Raw genomic sequence first — 23,682 nt, forward strand, 5'->3', positions numbered from 1 at the left:
ATTAAGCTCTTAGAGCTCTTGGCTGAGAGGGTCTTCATCCTCTTCTTTTTTAAAGTGATTTAGTTGGTTGTACTGTTCTGCAAACCGTTCAGCAAGAGCTGAATAACGCTGCTGCTGTTTCTCCGACAACGCCCCATAAGAGATAGTAGCTAAAACATCACGAACAGATAACAATATCCAAAGCGCGTTCTGGCCTCTTTTCGCCTTTTCAATACCCGCCTGAACCAAATTAAGCGCAATACCCGTATGGCTTGGAAGCAATTCATTAGCTCGACCAAACATCAAAAAGGCCCGGTCCAGATCACCGCCTCTAAAACTACTCATTGCAGCATAATTAGCTTTACCCCAATCCTTCTCAACCATCACGCGATTAAGGTCTCTTCGCTTAACCTGAACTTCAGACTCAATATCACAACCATGCACAGCATCAACTAGGACATCCAACCATTTACACTGATTATCAACATCCATACGCAAGAAGAAGTTTAAAGTTTGCTGAAGCATCTGCTCCAAACGCTTACGAGAATCAGCTGACTCCTGGCGATACAAATCGCAATTAATAAGCTTTGCCCTAAACATCACCTCTTGATCATCCGGATGATCAAGAACAGCATCTTCAAGAATGCGAACAATATCTGTTTCAACTTCAGACAATTTATTCTTATTAGCCTGAATTAGAGATCTAACTAAACCAAAATAATGAGATGGTGTTTGGAAAACAGAATAACGCGCATATCGAACCGCCTGCTGATAGGCATCTTTGGCAATACCCCATTCACCCGTTTGAGAAGCCAAATCAGCCAATTCGCTTTGCAACTCAGGCACAGTGGGCTGAATCATCACAGCCTTGCGCATCAAAGTAACAGCTCTACTCAATTCTCCTTTAACCCGATAAATTCGAGCTAGCCAAGTATACGCCTCAACACACACATGCTGCTGATCAACAATACGATTAAGGCAATGCAAGGCATCGTCATATTCACCGAGATTGAAGTGAGCTATTCCCTTACCTACTTCAGCCCACGGCAGATCTCGCTTACTCGTCAACCCCATAAAGAGCTCTTTGGCCTGAGTAAAACGCTTCATCCTTAAAAGAGCGATACCATTCACTCGTTGAAGGAATATATTTAAGCCAGGGTAATGGTTAACAAGCGCTCTGCCTTTCTCGAGCACCTCTTCATAGTGCTCTTCATCCAACAACTGTTCGATCGGCCTAATTGCCTCTTTAATCCGCAGCTGCTTTTCCATGCGGTGGCGAACCTTTCCCTGATCGAAAGGTTTCGAGATATAAGTGTCGGGGGAATTTTCTAAAGAGCCAAAAAGCAGCTCAGAGCTTTCAGGATCAACAATAAGGAAGTAGGTACTCGCTTCTGGGAGAATAGCTTCAGCATTAGCTTCGTGCAGAAGCTGCAAACCATTTTTTTCACCTTTACCCATATCATAAGCTGCAAAGCAAAGGTCAAAGGTTAATTCACGCATCAGGCTTAAAGCCATATTTACCGAGGAAGCAACTTGCACTTGCCCCACGCCTAAACGCCCCAGGATTTGGCGTAACGTCCCAAGGTCGTCGAGCTTACTGTCCACAATAAGAGCAGACTTTCCTGAGTAGTTGATTTCCATAGGTTCTGCGTAGTTTAAGTAACAGCAAAAGTAGCATATAAATCAGACCATTATCAAAGTTTAGGCCATCTATCGCACAATAAAAAACCCCGTAGGGTCACTACGGGGTTTTTTATTAGCATTTAGACAAATTAATCGTCTAAAAAGCTTCTTCCCTTACCTGCTGCAATACGCATACGCAAAGCATTCAGCTTGATAAAGCCTGCAGCATCTTTTTGATCGTAAGAACCAGCATCATCTTCGAATGTTGCAATATTCTCATCGAACAAGCTGTCATCAGAGCGGCGACCAACAACAACAACATTACCTTTATAAAGTTTAAGGCGAACATCACCGTTTACGACTTGCTGAGACTCGTCGATCATTTTCTGAAGCATCTTACGTTCTTCAGACCACCAGAAGCCATTGTAGATAACTTTAGCATAACGAGGCATCAACTCATCTTTAAGGTGAGCAGCTTCACGATCTAGTGTGATGGACTCAATAGCGCGGTGCGCTTTAAGCATAATTGTGCCACCAGGAGTTTCGTAACAACCACGAGACTTCATACCTACGAAGCGGTTTTCTACGATATCTAGACGACCTACACCATTCTCACCACCTACTTTGTTCAGGTATTCAAGAACAGTCGCTGGGCTCATTTTTTCGCCGTTGATCGCAACGATGTCACCCTTTTCGTAAGTCAACTCAAGGTAAGTTGCTTCATCCGGAGCCTGCTCAGGAGATACAGACCAACGCCACATATCTTCTTCAGCTTCCTGCCATGGATCTTCAAGGATATCGCCTTCATAAGAGATGTGTAGAAGGTTAGCATCCATTGAATATGGAGATTTTTTCTTACTGCTAGCAAAATCAACTTCGATATTGTGATCTTCACAGTATTTCATCAGTGTTTCACGGGAAGTTAGATCCCACTCACGCCATGGCGCGATAACATGAACACCTGGCTTAAGCGCATAAGCACCTAGCTCAAAACGAATCTGGTCATTACCTTTACCAGTCGCACCATGAGAAATTGCATCAGCACCAGTCTCGTTAGCGATTTCAATCAAACGCTTAGCGATTAGTGGGCGAGCAATAGATGTGCCTAGAAGGTACTCACCTTCATAAATAGTGTTCGCACGGAACATTGGGAATACAAAGTCACGAACAAACTCTTCACGAAGATCTTCGATGTAAATTTCTTTTACACCCAAAGCTTCCGCTTTAGCACGTGCAGGCTCTACTTCTTCACCCTGACCTAGGTCAGCAGTAAATGTAACAACTTCGGCATTGTATTCATCTTGCAACCAGCGAACGATAACAGACGTATCTAATCCACCGGAATAGGCCAGAACGACCTTTTTAATCTCGGACATTCTCAAGCTCCAACTTGCGAACAATATTCGCCCCGACACGGGCCGAAAGGGATATTCAAATTAAGCGCGATATTATAGCAGAACTTTCCCCTACAACGCATCCGCTGCAGGGCAAATTAATAGGAAGGAATTAATGATTGTTGAGATCGACTAATCTTTTTCCAAACGTATAGTCACTCGACGGTTACGATCTCGGTTTTTGCGACTGTTATTCTCAACCACCGGATAACGCTCACCGTGATAGCGCGTCGTTATCATCGTCGGCTCCAAGCCCAAACTGATCAAATAAGCAGTCACTTCCTCTGCACGTCGTTTAGAAATATCTCGGTTCATCAATCTACGGCCCATATTATCAGAATGGCCATCAACATAGACGCCTTTAACCGCATCATCATTTTTAACGTAGAGAGCGATCAGATCCAATCGCTCTCTAGATGCATCAGATAAACGCCATTGAGCCGAAGGAAATAAAATTGCTGTTCGAGCCACCTGACGGTAATTGACTGGCAAGAGCCCTGCGGTACAAGCAACATAATCATCGTAGGCAGATTGAAAATTTACCGCCGACACAGATACACGTAATGATTCGTTAGTTCCGTACCATTCATCCGTAGTAAAAGTCGGCATCATCCCTTTATGAAGGGCTGCCAACATATTTTGTGCGTATTTAGGCTCCACTCTAATGTGGCCAGTTCTCTCTTCAGCTTTCACCGCTGCAATATATTTAGGCACTATCCCAGGCTGCCAAGGAGCTGCTTCAGCAACCAGCTTTCCGCCTTTTTGGAAGTGAATTGTTTCGGTGGGTTTTAGCATAAAGCGAACCGACTCACCCGCTTCATGTTCGAAAACAGCATTGCCAAAAGAAGGGATTACCTGACTTAATAGACACGTAAATTTAGAAGCCTCCAGCTCCCATTTAGAATCATCGATGGAGCTTCGAAAGGTTACAGCATGCACCTGCAACGAAAATACAGCGACACATAACAATGAAAATACGCGAATAAGCACAATAAAACCGCCAATAAAACCGTTTACGTAACCACTAAAATTATACCCCCACAAGATCTAATAATAAGGGGCAAGAGCAATTTTAACGATAAAGCTATATAAGTATTTGTATTATTTCGGCCAAATTTAAATATTCTTAAGTAGACGATTGGAGTGACTGCACTTCCACTGCTAGAATATTGCCAAAATTTAAAGGCAACCCGCTTCCAAAGTAAGGGCATCCATTGAGCAACCATAGCGCCACAAAACACCCAATGGCAAACCGTTTTCGCGGTTTTCTACCTGTCGTAGTCGATGTTGAAACAGCTGGCTTTAATGCCCGCACCGACGCACTACTTGAAATCGCAGCCGTAACTCTGACTATGGATGAAAACGGCTTTTTGATTATCGACAAAAGCTTCGAAGCTCAAGTAGAACCTTTTGAAGGCGCAAACCTTGAACAATCCGCCTTGGATTTCACAGGAATCGATCCGTACGACCCTGATCGTGAAGCGGTACCTGAAAGAGAAGCACTAGAAGAAATTTTCCGCGCTGTTCGTAAATCGCTTAAAGCACACGATTGCAAACGCGCCGTCTTAGTTGGTCACAATGCATCTTTCGATCAGGGCTTTGTAAATGCGGCTTCGAACCGAGAAGATATAAAACGCAATCCATTCCACCCTTTCTCTACTTTCGACACTGCAACACTAGCCGGCCTTGCATTTGGACAAACCGTCCTTGCGAAAGCTTGTCAGGTTGCGGGGATAGAGTTTGACGGTAAGCAAGCGCACTCAGCGCTATACGACACGATGAAAACAGCAGAGCTATTTTGCATTATCGTAAATCGCTGGAAAGAGCTTGGCGGTTGGGACATGCTTGCACAATATGATGATTACGAATAACACCTTGTAATCACAAATATCCAGACACAAAAAAACCCGCGGATAGCGGGTTTTTTGTTAGCAATAATAATTGCAGAAGATTACAGGTTGTCTGCTTCTTCAGATAGGTACTTAGCAACACCTTCTGGAGATGCATCCATACCTTTATCACCTTGGTTCCAACCAGCAGGGCAAACTTCGCCGTGCTCTTGGTGGAATGCAAGTGCATCGACCATACGAAGCATTTCATCAACGTTACGACCTAGTGGTAGATCGTTAACAACTTGATGACGTACTAGACCATCTTCGTCGATAAGGAAAGAACCACGGAAAGCTACACCGCCTTCAGATTCTACATCGTAAGACTGGCAGATGCTGTGAGTCATGTCTGCAACTAGCGTGTAGTTTACTGCACCGATACCGCCTTCATTTACCGGCGTGTTACGCCATGCGTTGTGAGAGAAGTGAGAATCGATAGAAACACCGATCACTTCAACATTACGCTTTTTGAACTCTTCGATACGGTGATCAAAAGCTAACAGCTCAGAAGGACAAACGAATGTGAAGTCCAGTGGGTAGAAGAATACTACCGCTTTTTTGCCTTTAGTTGCTTCAGACAGTGTATAAGCGTCAACAATTTCGCCGTTACCTAGTACTGCTGGTGCTGTAAAGTCAGGAGCCTGTTTGCCTACAAGTACGCCCATTGTGCTATTTCTCCATTAAAATGCTATCTAGCGTTTAGGTTTTTTATGATAGAAAAGACCGCTATAAAATCAAGCAATAATCTATCTAAAATTACTCAGCGTTTTGCTCTTCGGAACCCGCTGCTGCTTCTTTGATCAATTCAGCTAGCTCACCGTTTTCTGACATCTCACAAATAATGTCACAACCACCAATCAACTCACCTTTTACCCAAAGCTGAGGGAATGTCGGCCAGTTTGCATATTTTGGTAGTTCTGCACGGATATCAGGATTTTCCAGAATATTTACAAAAGCAAAACGTTCACCACAAGCCATCACCGCTTCTGTAGCACGTGAAGAGAAGCCACACTGAGGGAAACGCGGAGTTCCCTTCATGTAAAGAAGAATGTCATTACCTTCAATCTGCTCTTTGATGGTATCAATTACGCTCATTCATACACCTATAAAATACTTAATGTAGGATGCACAACCGTTTTTGTGCTGTGGTGAACAATGTACCACATATCCGACCATTTTACTCTGACAATGTATATTTGCTTTTCTTTATCGAGTTAATAAAAAAAATTAATTAGCCATTTTAAGTAACTAACAACTCCTCGATCATCCATTTCCCAAGACAAGACAAATTTATCCAGCAAAACGGTTGCGAAAAGCCACAAAGCTGCCTATTATTCGTCCTTTAAATGGCAGCTTTGGCTGCCTTTTTGCGTTGTAGGGAAGATAAAAATAATGGCTGTAGAATCGATTATGACTACCTACAACCGGTTGTCCGTAGCGTTCGAACGCGGAGAAGGCAGCTGGTTGTATGATACTGATGGAAATAAATACCTTGATGCGCTAAGCGGCATAGCTGTATGTGGTCTAGGCCACTCACACCCAGCCGTAACTCACGCTATTTGCGATCAAGCTAGCAACTTATTGCATACGTCTAATTTATACACCATTCCAAATCAGCAGCAGCTTGCCGACCGCCTGACAAACATTTCAGGTATGGACAATGTATTTTTCGGTAATTCAGGTGCTGAAGCCAATGAAGCAGCAATTAAGCTAGCTCGCCGCTACGGTCATGTCGTTCGCAACATCGAAAACCCAGCAATCATCGTAATGGAAAACTCTTTCCACGGTCGTACGATGGCTACATTAAGCGCAACCGGTAACCGTGCAGCTCAAGCGGGCTTTGAGCCTCTTGTTAGCGGCTTTGTACGCGCACCTTTCAACGATATCGAAGCAATCAAAACAATTGCAGCCAACAACCCAAATATCGTTGCGATTTTGGCTGAACCGATCCAAGGCGAATCAGGTATCCAAATCCCTGCTGACGATTACCTGAATCAACTTCGTGAAATCTGTGACGCTAACGAATGGCTATTAATGTTAGATGAAGTTCAAACAGGTAATGGTCGATCCGGTAAGTACTTTGCTTATCAACATAACGATATTTTACCGGACGTTGTCACAACAGCTAAAGGCCTAGGTAACGGTGTGCCAATTGGCGCCTGTCTAGCACGCGGAAAAGCCGCAGGTATATTGATCGCTGGCACTCACGGTTCCACTTATGGTGGTAACCCGCTTTCTTGTGCAGCGGCGTTAGCTGTCGTGAACACAATTATTGATGAAAACCTATGTGATCGCGCCACTGAGCTTGGTGATCGAATTGTTTCAGGCTTAAAAGAACAGCTAGGTCATACTGATTATGTCGAAGAGATTCGCAACAAAGGCTTACTAATCGCAATCCAATTGAGCGAAGCTGGTACTGAATTAGCCGTTTTATCTAAGATCAAAGGCATTCTTCTAAACATTACAGGTGGCGGTAAAGTAGTACGCCTACTACCCCCATTAACTATGACGGATAGCGAAGCAGATCTATTGGTTAACACGCTATCTCAAATTATTCGTGTATATGCGGCTGATGAACGCGATCCAATCAGCCACGACTCGAGCCCTGCAGACGAACGTAGAGAACAATGAGTACAAGACACTTTCTAACCCTACTCGATTTATCTCCTGAAGAACTACGCACTCTAGTTAAACGCGCGAGTGAACTGAAGGCGATCCGCAACCGCGGTGAAGTTTACGAACCGCTAAAAAATAAAGTGATGTCGATGATCTTTGAAAAATCATCGACTCGCACACGTGTTTCATTTGAAGCAGGTATGGCGCAGTTTGGTGGTCACGCGATGTTCCTATCACCTCGCGATACTCAACTTGGACGTGGCGAACCGATTAGCGATAGCGCCAAAGTAATCTCCAGCATGGTTGACGTGGTGATGATCCGCACATTCAGCCACCAGCTTGTAGAAGACTTTGCTGCGAACTCCTCTGTACCGGTCATCAACGCCCTAACAGATGAATACCACCCATGCCAGTTACTGGCTGATATGCAGACTTACTTCGAACATCGCGGCGATATTCAAGGTAAAACGGTGACCTGGATTGGTGATGGCAACAATATGTGCCATTCCTACATCAATGCAGCACGCCAGTTTGATTTCAAACTGAATATCGCTTGCCCAGAAGGCTTCGACCCAGATATGAATCTAGTTGAAACCAATAAGGATCGCGTATTTATTACTCGCTCCCCTGAAGAGGCTGTTACAGGTAGCGATCTTATTGTGACTGATGTTTGGGCATCTATGGGGCAGGAAGAGGAACAGAAAGAGCGCGAAGAAAAATTCGCAGGCTTCCAAGTTTCTCCAGAATTGATGGATAAAGCCAACAAAGACGCCCTATTCATGCACTGCCTCCCTGCTCACCGCGGCGAAGAGATCAGTGTCGATATGCTTGAAGATCCACGCTCTGTAGTCTTCGATGAGGCAGAAAACCGCCTTCACGCGCAAAAAGCGCTACTCGAGTTCCTACTGGTAAAATAGCAATCCGATAACAGGTAAGCAGTGTATTTGCTGCTTACCTGCTCTTTATCGCTCGGGCGTACTATACTGCCTATTACCGTGGTTAAACGAGCCTGAACGGAGAAAGAATCGATGATTGAACTGCGCCACCTGAAAACACTATCTGCCTTAAGAGATGCAGGCAGCTTGGTTGAAGCAGCAGAACGCGTCCATTTGACTCAATCGGCTCTTTCTCATCAGATCAAAGACCTCGAAGATCGCCTCAATTGCTCTCTGTTTATCCGTAAAACTAAGCCTATCTGCTTTACTAGTGCAGGTCAGCGCTTACTCACTTTAGCGGATGAAATACTCCCTATGATACGCAATACCGAACGCGACATAGGACGACTCGCAGGCGGCGAAGCTGGGCGCTTAAACCTGTGCATTGAATGCCATAGCTGTTTCGATTGGCTAATGCCAACAATCGATCACTTCCGTCAGCACTGGCCAGAAGTTGAGCTCGACCTATCAAGTGGTTTCAGCTTCCAGCCACTACCGGCACTTGCTCGAGGTGATTTAGATTTAGTTATTACAGCAGATCCTGAGCCTCGCAATGGCATTGCTTACATACCGCTGTTCACTTACGAATCGCGTTTAGCGATCAGCAAGCAACATCGATTAATGGCGAGACGCTTTATTCACCCTGAAGATATCGCTCAAGAAACGTTAATCACTTACCCAGTGGAACCTCAACGTTTAGATATCTTTAATCACTTCCTAGACGAAGCCGGAGTAGAACCCGCAGCCATTCGCACAGCAGAGCTGACTGTAATGATGATGCAGTTGATTGCTAGCGGCCGCGGCGTAGCCGCCCTACCCAATTGGGCTATGCACGAGTACATTCAGCGAGATTACATCGTATCCAAACCTTTAGGCGAAAAAGGTGTTTGGTGTACGCTTTATGCCGCGATCCGTGAAGATCAAAAAGACGCCGAGTTTATGGTGGATTTCCTTAACACCGCAAAAGATGTATCCTTCCGTAATCTAACGGGTATAAAGACAGCTTAATTACCTTTATACTGATCGAAACATTTTTGAGAATACACGACGTTTACAGTGAATAACGCACCTGCGAGTTTCCTAAAACAACTATCAGCAGACACCTCTGCTCTTGCCTTTTATTCTCAGTCCTACTTTATCTAGGTCTGTGGGTTTAGTGCTACCTGCACATAACTGACAGGCCGTATCACATCTTTAGTTTCAGCAAGTATTACTTGCCCTTTTACCCAGATTATTCGTCCTACAGCCCAAAATACGTATTAACGCTGTAAGGAAGCAGGAAAGACTCATGACTACAAAGATTTGGACTCCTTCAAGCTGGAGAGATAAACCTATTGTTCAGCAGCCGCAATACCCTGATGCAGCTGCGCTAAACAAAGCCGAAAGCACCCTATCCCAAATGCCACCGCTAGTATTTGCAGGCGAAATCAATCAGCTAAAAACTGATCTAGCACAAGTAGCGCAAGGCAAAGCATTTCTGCTTCAAGGCGGTGACTGTGCAGAGAGCTTCAGCGAATTCAACGCTGATAAAATCCGCGATACTTTCAAAGTTTTGATGCAGATGGCCATTGTTATGACCTTCTCAGCAAGCTGCCCAGTCGTAAAAGTAGGCCGTATCGCAGGACAGTATGCAAAACCACGATCTAGCGATATGGAAACAGCGAACGGCATTGAGCTGCCTAGTTACCGTGGCGACATAGTCAATGGTATTGAATTTACTGATGCAGCTAGACAAGCAGATCCTGAGCGCTTAGTGACAGCTTACCATCAAGCAGCATCCACACTAAATTTACTTCGAGCTTTTTCTCGTGGCGGCTTCGCGGATCTGCAACAAGTCCACGCTTGGAACCAAAGCTTTGTGACTAACAGCCCGCTGAGCAACAAGTATCAGGATTTAGCAGATCAGATCGATCAAACTATGCGCTTCATGGAAGCTTGCGGCATTACCGCGCAAAACACGCCACAACTTCATGAAACATCGCTATACACGTCCCATGAAGCACTGTTACTAGGCTATGAAGAAGCACTCACTCGCCAAGATAGCCTATCCGGCAACTGGTATGACTGCTCAGCACACATGTTATGGATTGGTGATCGTACCCGCCAGCCTGATCATGCACATGTAGAATTCCTTCGCGGCGTTAAAAACCCGATTGGCGTAAAAGTCGGCCCAAGCACCAAGATTGAAGATCTAGAAAAGCTTCTAGAAACGCTAAATCCAGAAAACGAAGCAGGTCGAATTACGCTGATTGCTCGCATGGGAGCAGATAAAATTACCGAATGCCTACCTAGCCTTGTACGTGCCGTAAAAGCTTCTGGTCAACAAATCATTTGGAGCTCTGACCCAATGCATGGCAATACGATCAAAGCTTCCAGCGGCTATAAAACTCGTAGCGTTGACTCTATTCTTCGTGAAATGAAAGGCTTCTTCGAAGTTCACAAAGCAGAAGGCACTCACGCCGGTGGCGTACACTTCGAAATGACCGGCCAAAATGTGACAGAGTGCATCGGTGGTGCTTACATGATCAGTGAACAAGACTTAGGGGATCGCTACCATACCCATTGCGACCCGCGCCTAAACGGCGAACAAGCGCTGGAGCTAGCCTTCTTAATTGCTGATACTTTGAAAGCAGCAAGAGCTTAAACCCACTCTCTTATTCACAAAAAAGCCCGTCTAAAAATGACGGGCTTTTTATATTCTAATCGAGCGTTTAAAGATTAATTTTCTAATAAGCCTTTCAACACGATACTGCGATAACTTACCACGCCTAGAACCCGGCCTTTATCAATCACTGGCGCATGCGCTAAGCCAAAATTCTCAAACAAACGCGTGCAGTAGCGAATATCCATATGAGGATCAACAGAGATAACCGGCTTCGCCATCACTTCGTAAACATTCACACGCTCAGGAGAGCGATCTTTCGCAACGACTTTCTTAGCAATATCCGATAGTAACAACAAGCCAAATTCATCGTCATCGTTACGCTTATTGATGATTAACACGCGGGCATCTTGCTCTTGGAAGATTTTCAGTGCTTCACTGACCGTCATTAAACCATCAACCATGGCGAACTCATCAGTCATGACATCGCAGATCCTTACGACTTTACGCTGTGTAGTCATAGTTCTTCCTCCACAATATTGGCTAATTTAGCAACTTGGTGAGATATCCCGACGGCGTCTTCGACATCAAGTTGAATCGCGATACCGCGCCCAGGCTTTTCATCAAGCTCACCAACGTCCGATATAGTTTCTAAGATCTTTCTGCTCAGATGCTCTTCCACGATAAAAAGCAAAACATCACGCTGAGTTTCTAGGGTTAAGCCAAAGAAGGTAGTTGATTTATCTATACCTTCGCCACGGGCATTATTAATGACTGTTGCGCCGGTAGCCCCCGCTTCGCGCGCTGCCTTCATTACATCATCTGTTTTTGAATCTTCTACAAACACTACTAACAGTTTGAAATGCATATCTGCCTCTTTTGTCAGCCAGTTGCTCTCGCACGCTTAGTGCGAAATTCAGAAATTTGTGCGTAAGCCATTACCGTTATCATTGGGAATAAACTAGCAAAGGCAATCAAACCAAAACCATCAATTAGAGCACTTCGGCCAGGTACTGTTTCAGCTAAACCAAGCCCCAGAGCCGCTACAAGTGGCACTGTTACCGTCGACGTTGTTACGCCACCCGAGTCATACGCCAAAGGCACAATCATCTTGGGCGCAAAGCAGGTTTGGATAACAACAACGATATAACCCGCAATAATGAACCAGTGAATCGGGTAGCCTGTAACTATTCGCCAAGTGCCTAAAGAGATACCGACAGCAACCCCTATAGCAACCGCTATACGCAACCCCCAAACACCAATTGCCCCACCAGAAACCTCATTGGCTTTGATAGCCACAGCAATCAGTGAAGGCTCTGCAATGGTGGTACTCGCTCCAATTGAAAAGGCAAAGACATAAACCCAGAAGTAATCTTGCCATTGTAATGCGTCCGCTACCGAACCACTCCAGCTTCGAATAAACTCTGGATCGGTCAACTGCTCAGCCATTAAACGCCCAATAGGGAACAAGGCCTTCTCTAACCCCAATAGGAAAAGCGCCAAACCGACAATTACATAGGCAAAGCCTATTAATACTTTACGAAGGTTTGCAATGCGTCTTCTAATCACAGCAATCTGAAAACCAAAGATAATGACTGCGATTGGAATAACATCTTTAATTGTAGTTAAAGTGATCTCGATGAATTGAGACAACAGTTCCATTTAGATCACCATCCCATAAGCCATAACAAAGATCATGGGCGTTAATGAAGCAAAAGCAATCAAACCGAAACCATCTATCATCGGGTTTCTCCCTTCAATAGATGAAGCCAAACCGACACCTAATGCTGTCACTAAAGGAACTGTAATTGTAGAAGTGGTAACACCACCTGAATCATAAGCAATACCGATGATTTCACGCGGCGCAAAGGCGGTCATAATCACTACGAGCATATAACCCGCAATAATCATATATTGAATCGACCAGCCTTTAAGGATGCGTAACACCCCCAAAACAATGGCTAAGCCAACAGAAAAGGCGACGGTATAACGAAGCCCCGATGCATAGCTAAGTTGAGATTGCTCAGTCGCGTCAATCATCCCGCCCGTAGCAGCAACCTTCGCTGCCTCCGCTGCGACAGCAATTAATGCAGGTTCCGCTACAGTGGTACCAAACCCTAGGCAAAAGGCGAAAGCTAACAACCAAAAAACACTGCCTTTGCGCGCAAAAGCATGGGCCATGCTCTCCCCTATTGGGAAAAGCCCCATTTCTAAGCCATAAATAAAGAAAGTTAAGCCAGCGACAACACACAACACCCCCGTTACCAAACCAAAGAAGTCTGGAACAGATTGCTGCAAAACCACAATTTGAAAAAATGCGATCACTAAGACAATAGGCGCCAGATCTCTCAAGCTACCTAACATGGAGCGACCTAAAGCAAGAACACCTGCGTGCAACTTAGTTATCCCCTTGAATATTAAGGATTAATAATATTTGAAATTACGGGGATAGAGGGAAGCTGTAAAGGATCTAAATCAAAAAAGGCGCTATATTTTCCATCCAATTACATTACACAAATTTTCATAAGTAAAACTGAACATAATTACCTAAAATATAGACAAACAGTCACGTTATTCGACCCTAAACCAAAAAGCCCGAAGTAATGATTTACTTCGGGCTACTTAAAATTGAATCTTATACCTAAGCAGGACCACCAACTGAACTCGCGAAGACAGCCTTACGGATTATTGATTCTTCACCGGAAATTTCAATATCAATCATACCAGCAACATCACCAGCCTCTTCACCAAAAATTGCGCCGTTAACCAAGCCGGATACTCTACCCGAACCAGAACTCAAACTAGATGCTCCAGCGGAAAAGTTTATACCTGACACTTGACCACCATTAACAGCGAAAGCATCACTTTTTTTGTTGTGGTACCCACTACCGAAAGCACCAGACCATGTATTGCTGTCAAAATTGATAGCAATATTAAACGAACCGCCATCAAAGGTATGGCCAGAATATTGAGCGATACTTCCATTCAGGTTAGAAACAAAATCATTTAACTGATCAAGCGTAGTTGTAACACCACCCACAAAGAAACCATGAGTGCCATACATAAACATCGGAGAGCCCTTTTGCTCAGGTTGTGAACCATATACATTCCAATGCCCGAACATAAGGTCAGATTGAGCCATCATAAAGCCGAAACGATGATAACCAACAGATCCTCCGTCGCCACTCATTCCACTAAGATAATCGTACGCAGTACCCTGCAAGCCAGCAACTTGAGCAGAAAAGCCATCATTACCTTCGACAGAGAATGAACCAGCAATTGCACTTCCTTCACCACCATCGATGAAATAATCAGGCGACGCGTCAAGATCAAATACACCAACTTCATCGTTGCCATACATCATCATATAACCGTTGTCAGAAAACTGGGTAAAACCACAGAAGGAACCGGCTTCGCATACGCCTTCTACATTGTTAATTTCAGGCTCATTGAGAGCATTACGACCTGTTTCACCTTGGCCTAAGTTAGCAAAAGCTAAAGCATCATTATTTAGCTCACCGCCTGCTGCAGTTGCATATTGTTTCGCCCATGAACCCCAGCTATTCACAGAGTCCTGATCCTCTTCATTTTGGGTATTGGCAGTAGCTACTAATGAAGTACTCAGTAAGACTGATGCAATTGAAACCGATAAGGCACTACGCTTGAACATCTTTCTTCCCCACTAAAACTAGAACCAATTGCTAAAGCAAGCCAATGATTCAGGTGAATTATAATAATGAATGAGCATTCATTTTATATATAACCACATATATATATAATTGTACTGAGGTACTAGCCATAGATCTTTCCTGCATGTACCGCATACTCCAAGGCCGATTTTTAAACTGATAGTCCATATCACAGAAGCGAAAACAACCTAAAAACGCTATGAATAAAAAACGTCGTAGTAAAGAGTTCAATAAAAAAAGGCGCCATATAGGCGCCTATTTAGAACAAAAACATTTCACTCATTGAGGGCCATCATATTCCTCAAGTCCACCCTGAGCAGCAACAAAGGAATCTGTATATCCCTTACCTGACTTAACTACATCAATTACACCGCCAATTTCTTGAGCCTGTTGCCCAAAAAATGCAGCTTGAACCTCACCAGTGACCCCACCAGAGAAATTATTTGTAGTAGCAATCAAATTTATGCCATCAATTTTACCACCCGAAACGGAGAACTCTGCGGTTCTTAAGCGGCCATCCTGAGATATATCTGCAGCCCCTTTATTAAAATCAGCAGCCCAAGTTTGACTACCCATATCAATTTGTATAAGAACACTAGCCCCATTTCGAGAATAACCGCTATAACTAAGATCAATATCACCTGATAGAGCTTCTACTGCAGCGAGAGATGCAGTGTAACCTGCAACAAAGTGCCCTCCTAAACCGTTATCTGGCCAACCTTCACCACCGTCAGCCCAGGCTCCACCACCGTAGTTCCAAAAGTTATTTTCAGACTCAAACCAAACTCCTGTTCTAGCATCAGAATTCTCATCAATATTATGGAATCCGTTATCTAGACCATCGATATCCATCGTTCTGTTAATATCTTCATAGTATACTTGACCTCCATTGTTCGTTCTGGAATGCCTATAAATTTCCACTCCATCATGGTCATACACTATGATTTGCCCACCCTCTAGGTTATCAATGGTGGTAATTTGAGGAGCATCACCAGTACTAAACTGATCGCCTTCCGGATTAGGATTGTATGCATAGAACGAACTAATAGCACAGACACTTGATGCTTGGCATAGCCCTTGAACAAGCTCTTCATACTGAGCTTCGTTCTGCGCATTTCGCCCCGTTTCTCCTTGACCTAAACTGGCAAACGCTAAAGCCCCAGTATTAAGCTCGCCACCAGCAGCAGTAGCATACTGTTTAGCCCATTGTCCCCAGCTTTGAACTGAGTCCTCTTCCTCATCCTTTTGAGTGTTAGCAGTAGCAGCTAGTGAACTTGTTAATAAGATAGAAGCAATTGAAGCTGACATCAGATTACGTATAAACATCCTATTTATTCCCTGTAATGATTTTGATCTAACCTATAGCTACAACTTAGATCGGGTAGGTCAGTATTATTTTGTTCATATTCTATACACTTATGAACCACTTAACACTAGACAGAGTGTCTAATTAGATGAGAAATAGCTTTTAAAAACCAAAATTCATTGGCCTTTGTAATTCGTAGATCAATTTTCTTCAAATCAAAAGGGAAACAAAATCCTCATATTTCCCCCCCTTACTTCGAGGGATTTCATCTCTATACTCAAACGTAAATTTATAGTTATAGCCTGAACGATTATTAAAACACTCTATTAAGGCTTTCTCTTCTTCATTAGTAAGCACTTCTGAAACAACTAAGCACAAGTTCATAGCATCTTCAGCTATCTGCTGAAATTGCAGTTGTTTTATTTTTGGATCCCAGTATTTTTCAGGAAAACTAGGAAAAAAACACCGGCCCTCAGGCGTTATTACCATGTTACGTTGCCGACCAAGCACTTTATTTAGTACGGGCAAGCCTCGCCCACAATCGCAACACTCACCTACCTCGGCATAATCCCCCAATGCATAGCGAATTAGTGGTGCTCCAAAATTTAGCAATGTTGTCACAACCACCCGGCCAACCTCTCCAGGCCTACATTGCTGGTTGTTATCATCTAAAACTTCAACCAAAACACCTTCTGACTGAATATGATAATTACCCTTTTCTTTACACTGTAACGCAATATATCCAACCTCTTGGGCGCTATACATATCGACAATCTCAACGCCCAACACCTCTCGACTTAACTCTATAGTATCAGCTGTTAAAATTTCTCCCATTGTTCTCACTTGCTTCAACTTAGTTAAAGCAATGTTATGCTCCCTGCAATACTTAGCTAGCTCTCTTAGGTTAGAAGGTAGAGATAAAAGAAAGTCAGGATTTTCCTGTTCTAGCCATCGAGCTTGATCAGCAATATCAGACCTAGAGCTCATTAAAACCGCAGGCCCAGTAGCAAACAACTTAGCCGTAACCCCACCCCAGTTAGGTGAAGAAGATGATTCTCCAGGTTCAACCATATTAACAGGCCTAATAGCAGCCAACTTTCCTGACAGATCTCTTTCTTGCCATATATGATCTCTTAGCGTAAACGCTTGCCAAAACAACCCCGTCGTCTGAGTACCGTAGGCCGTTATCGCCATCCCTGTCGAACCGGAGGATTGAATTTTGTTTAAACGTTCGTGGCCAGGTAAAGGCTTTAAGCTTTTCTGCCTATCTCCTGCTTCGATCAAATCCTTCCTTGAGAGAATCGGAATTTCTTGCCAAAGCTCCCAGGAAAGCGACTTCCCAATTAACTTTGAAGGAATACGATCCTTATACAAGGGCACAGTTTTAGCAGCATGGTATATAAGCCCTTCAGCCTGACACCATTGTAACTGCTCAATTTCATCTGGATTTAACCATTGGCTTTTTTCTAACTGAAATTGTAATCCCAGATGCAAAGCACTATCAGGCTTAGGGATTACCGGCCACCTTAAACCTGGCGCACCGGGGAAAATCTTATCCAACAGCATATTGCTTCCATCCATATAAATCTTATCGCTATTAAATCACTTTCAATTTCTTCAGACATAAAAAAAGCACTTTACGGTATGTTTTGTATATAAGGATAAGTACTTTTTACTCCAGAGAATCAGTATCCGGAACTCGATTACAGGAAGCTCTCCCTAGTTTGACGTAATAAAAACATCTACAACCTGTTCTGACCAAAATCAATATCAGCATAACAGCGACATAAACAAAATAACTTTATAAAACTATAAATACTCATATTCTAGGCAATAAAAAAGACGCTTAAAGCGCCTTTTCTAAATTAAAAATCGACTAGAATTTTTTACCTAAATTGACAGAAAACTGAGTACGATCATATTCATACAATGCCACATTGGATTCTGTATCAGTTCTCAACCAGAAAGCTGATAATTCTAATTCATTAGCAAATATATGCTTAGCACCCAAAATAAACTGAATTTCTTCATCATCACGAACTTCCAAGACTACAGGGACTTCACCTTTGTAATCCGATTCGCTATAAGAGATACGTGAGAATAGGCTGGTTGTCGGCTTAACTTGCCAGTTCACACCAGCAAAGATTTCCCAACCATCATAGGTATACTGATCATCTTTCGCGTCGTTATCGAACCACTCGAACCCACCTTGGATACCTACAGTGTTATTCTTAAAACCTTTACCTAAGGATGCACCAACAGAGTAATAATCTGAATCTCGGCCTTGGTCAGATGCTTGATCAAAATCACGGTCAGTATATTCAGCGTCGAGTGTTAACTCGGTGCTTGCATCAAATGCCCAAGTAAAAGATGGCTGCACGCCCAAGTAAGTAGCTAGTTCTTCGTCATCTAAACGAATATGATCAAGCTGAAGAGCAACATTTGTACGCCATTTCGCGTTAGTAATAATTGCAGGTCCAGTGCGCAAAGAAAGCACTTGTAAATCGAACTGATCTTCTGTCTCATAGCGACGGTTATAGTAAGAAGCACCGCTCTGCCAGAATAACATACCCGTATTTTGACCTAACCGAACAGGTTTCCCAGTACGATAACTATGATCATAGCTACCAGAAACAACAAACGCAGTATCACTAGTTGGTCGGGTCGTAATATCTAGTATATTTCCATCAATATTAATAATTGAGCTACCAGGGCCAACATTGACGTTATCGTCGTACAGCACACCAGCATTTAAATTAAATTTATGCTCATGCTTTGGCGACATCTGCTCAGCATCTTTCTTTAACTGCGCAAGGAATGCCAAGATTGACACACGTACACTTGGAGGTGTGTTCGGATCCTGAAGTACCGTTTGCGCTTGTTCTTCAGCTTCTTGATATTGAAGCGTTTGCATATAGGCCACAGCTAACTCAAGTCGAGCGCGGTGTAATGAAGGTTTATTACTCAGGATAGATTGAAAGGATTCGATAGCACTATAAGGAGCTCCCTCCTCACGTTCTTGCATACCCTTTTTGAAAAATTCTTCAGGGTCAAACTGCTCTTCGGTGGTTTCTTCCGCAATTACAGATGATGAAGCCATCATCGACAGTAATACACCAGACAAAACAGAAAACCTGTTGTTATTTTTCATTCCTACATTCCCCTTCTTGTAGCTAGCACTTAAATGAAGCACTGCTTTTTGAAGGAGTATAACCACTGAACATAAAGCGTACAACAAACAAAGGCGCCATAGAGCGCCTTTATTCCACTATTTTACTAAGGTTTTATATATCATCACCATAATGCGAAGCACTAAAGGTAGTAACATGCGTTCCATCTTCATACATTGGACCGCCGTATTCTTTAGGCACTTGAACCTGCGGGAACTCCGACTCAATCTCTGAAATCCCCTTAGTTTTTACTATTTCCGCTACACCACCTATATGGCTTGCTCCCTCCCCAAAGAAAGAAGCTGTAACACTCCCCGTGACAGTGCCGTCATTAGCAGACAATTGAGAAGAGCCAGCAGTTAAATTGATGCCATCTATAGTTCCTCCTGCGACATTAAAACCTACCTGCCCTAGAACGCTGGTACCGTTTTCACTGTTATACACTGATACATATCCATCGGAACCATAATTTACGCTTCCCCCCCACGAAGAATTAGAAAAATTCACATCGAGATGAACATGAGCACCCATCGCCGTATAACCATGGTAATTGGCTATTAGATCTCCGCCTTCATTAAACTCGGAAAGATTATCAATAAGGATGTCTAAATCAGCTAAAGTAGATGTCTGCCCAAACACATAACTACCAACATAAGCACTAATCGTTTCAGGGCGCCCTGTATGTTTATTGATATACTTAAAAGCATGTTTTACAAATTTTGGCATAGTGCGCCCTTCAGCACCATCCGCGTCAAATAACTCTTCGTCCGTACGAACACTTAACCAATACCCATGCGCGACTGGACCATTTCGATAATGATAACGAGAAGACAATGTCAGAAAACTCATTGCATCGAACCGGCTTTCTTCATCAGCATGATCATAAGCAAAGTAAGAGTTATAGTTTTCTAAAAGAATTGAATCAATGTCCGGATACAATGAAGAGTCTCCACCAGGAAACACACCAAACTGATATCCTTCACCGCCATCAGTATTTTCATCACCTTCTATAAATTCTGCAAAAAAGCTGGCACTCACTGGAACAAAGCTGAAATTTGTGCGAGGACGCCCTTTTTTCGAGCGCGGCTCTCCTCCTTCCCCACCATCAAAGCCATTAATCTGAGGTTCCTCTTCTATCTCTTCATATTGCCTAAAGAAAGAATAGTAACTGGCATAGCCGCAGAAAGTCCCCGGCTGACAACCTTCTTCAACATCTTCGGGTATATCTAAATCGGGATCAAAGAACACATGCTCAGGCCCGGAACCGCCTGCAAATAAAAGAGGGTTTATAGCAACCTCTGGACCTGCTGCAGTTGGTACTGGTAATGCCCAAGGGCCCCATTCCGTTACTGAATCTTTTTCTTCTTCATCTTTCTCCTGATTCGCCTGTACTGGCGAAAACATCAATGCAGCAATAAGTGCTGCTAACGTAACTTTTTGAAATTCCATGACTCACCCCCACGTGGCCTGCCTTCTTCATACATCTTCCCTTAACCCATGCAGATCTCCTGACAATCTGTATTTAAGAATAGACAAACAAGCCAACCACTGTTCAATATATGAACAGTATATTTTTTCACGTTTATTATGATTTGTAGGATTTTCAGTAACGTCCATGAAACTGATATAGAATTTTGTAGTCACATCAATAACTACGGCATTTATAACTTGAAAATGTGTGGGGTAGGTGTCATTTCTCGGGTTCTCAGATATCCTTAAGTAATCTCCAAAATTGGTAACAAAAATTCAGGATGAAACGATTACCGTTTAAACCTTTGACAACTTTCACTCTGCTTTTTAGCCTTTTTATCAGTAACTTGGGCTATGCAGGGCTCTTTGGCACCCAAGAACTACCTCAACGCTCGTTAAATGAACTTCCCGACTGGCTAAACTATATGGAACGCCATCTTCGCGAAGACACACCGGAAGAGATCTGCAAACAGTCTGGATTATGTAATCTAAAACCTTGGTATCGCTTTCTCAATAGCATTCGTCACCTACCTAAACGACAACAACTTGAAAAAGTTAATCGATTCGCAAATCAAAAGCCCTATATCCTAGATATTGATAACTATGGCAAGGAAGACTACTGGGCGGTAGTTCGTGAATTTTTATCCCGCAGTGGTGACTGTGAAGATTATTCTTTAACTAAATTTTTCTCCCTTCGCTTATTAGGTTTTAGCAATGAGGAGATGAGAATTGTCGTTTTACAAGACACAAATTTAAGAATTGGACATGCAGTCCTAGCCGTTAAATACGGTGGTGATGAACTAATATTAGATAATCAAAGCCGTAGTATTATTTCGCACCGAAACATTAAGCACTACATTCCGTTATACACAGTTAATGAACATCGTTGGTGGTTACATATGCCAGTTTTTTAAGACTGGCTGCCCCCTTGGGAATAAAACTTAAAACAATTATTTGGTAATAAACAATGAAACGCGCTTTAGTAACCGGAATAATCAGCCTGATACTTATTTTCCTTATTTGCTTAGCCTTAATTGAGCGTTTCACTTCTCAGCAGACCCAACAAAACATTTCCCACTGGCAGACAACGCTCTCTGCCCTAGCAGATAATCAAAGCTTGAGTGTATCCCGCTGGATTTTTGCTACCGCAGCACCTCTAAAAGAAGTTGCAAGCAATAATTCGGTTCGACTTTATTTACAACGTTTAACCGAACAGTCCACTGAAGCACGCGAAGCTTCCGCTCAAATCGATTATTTACGTAACTTGATCATCGCAACATCTAATAGAGAAGGTTATACAGACAAGAACCGCCAGAGCGTAAATGCAAACCTACGTGTTATCGCAAACAGTTCTCTAGCGCTATATGATGAAAATTTAAATCTGATTGCCGGTACTGCTGGCCTTAGCAAGCTATCAAAAACGTTAAAGGCAGCCATCAAGCAACTGGATGACAAACAGCAAGTTATCACAACTGAAATTTGGCTAAATGATAATAATGTTGCTCAAATTGGTTTTGTCACTTCCATTTCTGGTTTACCTCAATTAGGGAAAGAAGGCCAAACGTTGGGTTACCTTGTTGGCATAAAAGATCCCAATAAAGAGCTCTACGGATTATTGAAGAATTTTAGCGTCACGCTTCAATCTCTAGAGTCTGCTCTTCTTCAACAAAGCAACAATGGCATCGCTTATGCAAGCCCGTTACGTCAGGACTCATCGACACCTCTACAAAAGCGTGTAGCGCTTAATAGCCCTAATGCTTCTGCTATAGCGTTTCACTCCCCTGGTGAGTTTATTCAAGCCAATGATTACCGCGAAAATAAAGTTCTAGCCGTCGGTCGAAGTATTGCTGATACCAATATGCGTTTAATCATTAAGGTTGATCATGAGGACGCAATTGGTCAAACCATAAAAAAGCAATCTGACCTACAGACAATGCTTGTGCTTGGTACATTTGCCATGCTTGCTCTGCTAGTTGGAGCGGGTTGGTATGGCAATCTGATTAGAGCTCGTCAGGACAATGAAACACTCCTAACGACAACACACGCGTTAGAGGAAAAAACCAATCTGCTTGATGCTATTAATGACAACACGGCCGATATGGTGTTGATTCTCGACGAATCACTACAGCTATCTTTCATTAACCGAGCACTTGCAGATAAAGTATCGATCCCTGCCGAAGATAGTGTGGGTAAAAATTTAAATTCAATTCTAGGCAGTCACTACGCAAAATATCTAACACCACTTGCTGAGCAATGCTTTAAACAACAAATTGAGTTAAACGAGAAGCATGCACTAGAACTTAAAGGGGAACTGACAACCTTTACCATCCATCTGATTCCGATGGTTTATGGTTACAAATCGGCAGTCATGATCCACTTCCATGACATAACCCTGATAGAAGCTCATCAAGCACAGCAAACTCGTCTACTACAACAGATCATGCAGTCTCTGATGCATGCGATTGACTTGCACGATCCCTACTCAGCAAATCACTCTCAAAAAACTGCACAAGTCGCAGTCGCTATCGCCGAAGCCATGGAGCTATCAGATATCGATCTATCCACGGTAGAGATCGCAGCCAACTTGTGTAACTTAGGTAAGTTGTCGATTCCTCAAGCGCTACTGACCAAAACGGGTAAGCTCAGCGATGAAGAAAAACAGATCGTACTTAAAGAAGTGGATTACGCGAAAGAGATACTAGCTAATATCGAATTCGAAGGGCCTGTATTAGATACAATCACGCAAAAACATGAATACTTAGATGGCTCTGGCATGAATGGTTTAAGTGCTGAGCAGCTAGCTATACATGCCCGTATTCTGACCACCGCAAATGACTTTGTAGCTATGATTAGCCCTCGAGCCTACCGTGAAAGCTTACCGGTAGAAACGGCGCTAGATACCCTACTTCAAGATGCTGGAACTCGATACGATAGACAAGTAGTTGCTTCACTATTCCATGTTATCGAAAATAAAATCGACCTAGGGTAACAATGCATAAACTAAGGCCT

21 protein-coding genes are annotated in these 23,682 nt (G+C 43.2%); 7 read left to right on the forward strand and 14 right to left on the reverse strand.

The window, feature by feature from the left end; translation table 11 throughout:
• Positions 1 to 9 precede the first annotated feature (9 nt).
• The 3 genes from ACMXYV_RS12430 to ACMXYV_RS12440 form a co-directional block, all read right to left on the reverse strand.
• Positions 10 to 1,620: a tetratricopeptide repeat protein gene (locus ACMXYV_RS12430; protein WP_415888792.1), complete on the reverse strand. Its 1,611-nt coding sequence runs from the start codon at positions 1,618 to 1,620 to the stop codon at positions 10 to 12.
• A gap of 131 nt (positions 1,621 to 1,751) precedes the next feature.
• Positions 1,752 to 2,978 (reverse strand): argininosuccinate synthase, encoded by a 1,227-nt coding sequence (locus tag ACMXYV_RS12435; protein WP_415888793.1) that lies wholly within the window; start codon positions 2,976 to 2,978, stop codon positions 1,752 to 1,754.
• 150 nt (positions 2,979 to 3,128) lie between these two features.
• On the reverse strand, positions 3,129 to 3,986 hold the full coding sequence (locus tag ACMXYV_RS12440; RefSeq protein ID WP_415888794.1) for a flagellar protein MotY: 858 nt from the start codon (positions 3,984 to 3,986) through the stop codon (positions 3,129 to 3,131).
• 254 nt (positions 3,987 to 4,240) lie between these two features.
• Between ACMXYV_RS12440 and rnt the strand changes: the two genes are divergently transcribed.
• Positions 4,241 to 4,867 carry a ribonuclease T gene (gene rnt, locus ACMXYV_RS12445; protein WP_415891444.1) on the forward strand — a complete coding sequence of 209 codons (627 nt, stop codon included), beginning with the start codon at positions 4,241 to 4,243 and terminating at the stop codon, positions 4,865 to 4,867.
• Positions 4,868 to 4,947: 80 nt separating this feature from the next.
• Here the strand turns inward: rnt and ACMXYV_RS12450 are convergent, their stop codons facing one another.
• Both ACMXYV_RS12450 and grxD read right to left on the reverse strand, forming a co-directional pair.
• Entirely contained in the window at positions 4,948 to 5,550 is a 603-nt protein-coding gene (locus ACMXYV_RS12450; protein ID WP_415888795.1) for a peroxiredoxin, read from the reverse strand.
• Positions 5,551 to 5,641: 91 nt separating this feature from the next.
• Entirely contained in the window at positions 5,642 to 5,980 is a 339-nt protein-coding gene (gene grxD / locus ACMXYV_RS12455; protein WP_415888796.1) for a Grx4 family monothiol glutaredoxin, read from the reverse strand.
• Positions 5,981 to 6,277: 297 nt separating this feature from the next.
• Between grxD and ACMXYV_RS12460 the strand changes: the two genes are divergently transcribed.
• The 4 genes from ACMXYV_RS12460 (at position 6,278) to ACMXYV_RS12475 (ending at position 11,080) form a co-directional block, all read left to right on the forward strand.
• Entirely contained in the window at positions 6,278 to 7,516 is a 1,239-nt protein-coding gene (locus ACMXYV_RS12460; RefSeq protein WP_415888797.1) for an aspartate aminotransferase family protein, read from the forward strand.
• Positions 7,513 to 8,418: an ornithine carbamoyltransferase gene (argF, locus tag ACMXYV_RS12465; RefSeq protein ID WP_415888798.1), complete on the forward strand. Its 906-nt coding sequence runs from the start codon at positions 7,513 to 7,515 to the stop codon at positions 8,416 to 8,418. The genes ACMXYV_RS12460 and argF overlap by 4 nt, the downstream gene beginning before the upstream one ends.
• Positions 8,419 to 8,529: 111 nt before the next feature.
• Positions 8,530 to 9,444, forward strand: a complete 915-nt coding sequence (locus ACMXYV_RS12470) for a LysR family transcriptional regulator (protein ID WP_415881872.1) — start codon at positions 8,530 to 8,532, stop codon at positions 9,442 to 9,444.
• Between the two features lie 280 nt (positions 9,445 to 9,724).
• Entirely contained in the window at positions 9,725 to 11,080 is a 1,356-nt protein-coding gene (locus ACMXYV_RS12475; RefSeq protein ID WP_415888799.1) for a class II 3-deoxy-7-phosphoheptulonate synthase, read from the forward strand.
• A 74-nt stretch (positions 11,081 to 11,154) separates the two neighbouring features.
• Here ACMXYV_RS12475 and ACMXYV_RS12480 read toward each other — a convergent pair whose 3' ends face one another.
• The 9 genes from ACMXYV_RS12480 to ACMXYV_RS12520 all read right to left on the reverse strand — a co-directional run bounded on the left by ACMXYV_RS12480 (position 11,155) and on the right by ACMXYV_RS12520 (position 20,652).
• Positions 11,155 to 11,559 carry a CBS domain-containing protein gene (locus tag ACMXYV_RS12480; protein ID WP_415888800.1) on the reverse strand — a complete coding sequence of 135 codons (405 nt, stop codon included), beginning with the start codon at positions 11,557 to 11,559 and terminating at the stop codon, positions 11,155 to 11,157.
• Positions 11,556 to 11,906: a P-II family nitrogen regulator gene (locus ACMXYV_RS12485; RefSeq protein WP_415888801.1), complete on the reverse strand. Its 351-nt coding sequence runs from the start codon at positions 11,904 to 11,906 to the stop codon at positions 11,556 to 11,558. The genes ACMXYV_RS12480 and ACMXYV_RS12485 overlap by 4 nt, the downstream gene beginning before the upstream one ends.
• Before the next feature lie 14 nt (positions 11,907 to 11,920).
• Complete coding sequence (locus tag ACMXYV_RS12490) at positions 11,921 to 12,700, reverse strand: DUF1538 domain-containing protein (RefSeq protein WP_415888802.1); 780 nt, start codon at positions 12,698 to 12,700, stop codon at positions 11,921 to 11,923.
• Entirely contained in the window at positions 12,701 to 13,402 is a 702-nt protein-coding gene (locus ACMXYV_RS12495; protein WP_415891445.1) for a DUF1538 family protein, read from the reverse strand.
• Positions 13,403 to 13,679: 277 nt separating this feature from the next.
• Positions 13,680 to 14,708: a hypothetical protein gene (locus ACMXYV_RS12500; RefSeq protein ID WP_415888803.1), complete on the reverse strand. Its 1,029-nt coding sequence runs from the start codon at positions 14,706 to 14,708 to the stop codon at positions 13,680 to 13,682.
• Positions 14,709 to 15,006: 298 nt separating this feature from the next.
• Positions 15,007 to 16,053: a hypothetical protein gene (locus tag ACMXYV_RS12505; RefSeq protein WP_415888804.1), complete on the reverse strand. Its 1,047-nt coding sequence runs from the start codon at positions 16,051 to 16,053 to the stop codon at positions 15,007 to 15,009.
• Positions 16,054 to 16,243: 190 nt separating this feature from the next.
• The gene (locus ACMXYV_RS12510; protein WP_415888805.1) at positions 16,244 to 17,599 is read right to left on the reverse strand and encodes a phenylacetate--CoA ligase family protein; all 1,356 of its coding nucleotides are present in this window, start codon (positions 17,597 to 17,599) and stop codon (positions 16,244 to 16,246) included.
• Between the two features lie 310 nt (positions 17,600 to 17,909).
• Positions 17,910 to 19,184, reverse strand: coding sequence for an outer membrane beta-barrel protein (locus tag ACMXYV_RS12515; RefSeq protein ID WP_415888806.1), 1,275 nt, complete (start codon positions 19,182 to 19,184; stop codon positions 17,910 to 17,912).
• A gap of 133 nt (positions 19,185 to 19,317) precedes the next feature.
• A complete protein-coding gene (locus ACMXYV_RS12520) occupies positions 19,318 to 20,652 on the reverse strand; it encodes a hypothetical protein (protein ID WP_415888807.1) in 1,335 nt (444 codons plus the stop codon).
• 302 nt (positions 20,653 to 20,954) lie between these two features.
• Between ACMXYV_RS12520 and ACMXYV_RS12525 the strand changes: the two genes are divergently transcribed.
• Together ACMXYV_RS12525 and ACMXYV_RS12530 are read left to right on the forward strand one after the other, a co-directional pair.
• The gene (locus tag ACMXYV_RS12525) at positions 20,955 to 21,587 is read left to right on the forward strand and encodes a transglutaminase-like cysteine peptidase (RefSeq protein WP_415888808.1); all 633 of its coding nucleotides are present in this window, start codon (positions 20,955 to 20,957) and stop codon (positions 21,585 to 21,587) included.
• A 53-nt stretch (positions 21,588 to 21,640) separates the two neighbouring features.
• The gene (locus tag ACMXYV_RS12530; protein ID WP_415888809.1) at positions 21,641 to 23,662 is read left to right on the forward strand and encodes an HD domain-containing phosphohydrolase; all 2,022 of its coding nucleotides are present in this window, start codon (positions 21,641 to 21,643) and stop codon (positions 23,660 to 23,662) included.
• Positions 23,663 to 23,682 lie beyond the last annotated feature (20 nt).

Source organism: Neptuniibacter sp. SY11_33, from assembly GCF_047778025.1.
In the GTDB taxonomy this organism is placed as follows: Bacteria; Pseudomonadota; Gammaproteobacteria; order Pseudomonadales; family Balneatricaceae; genus Neptuniibacter.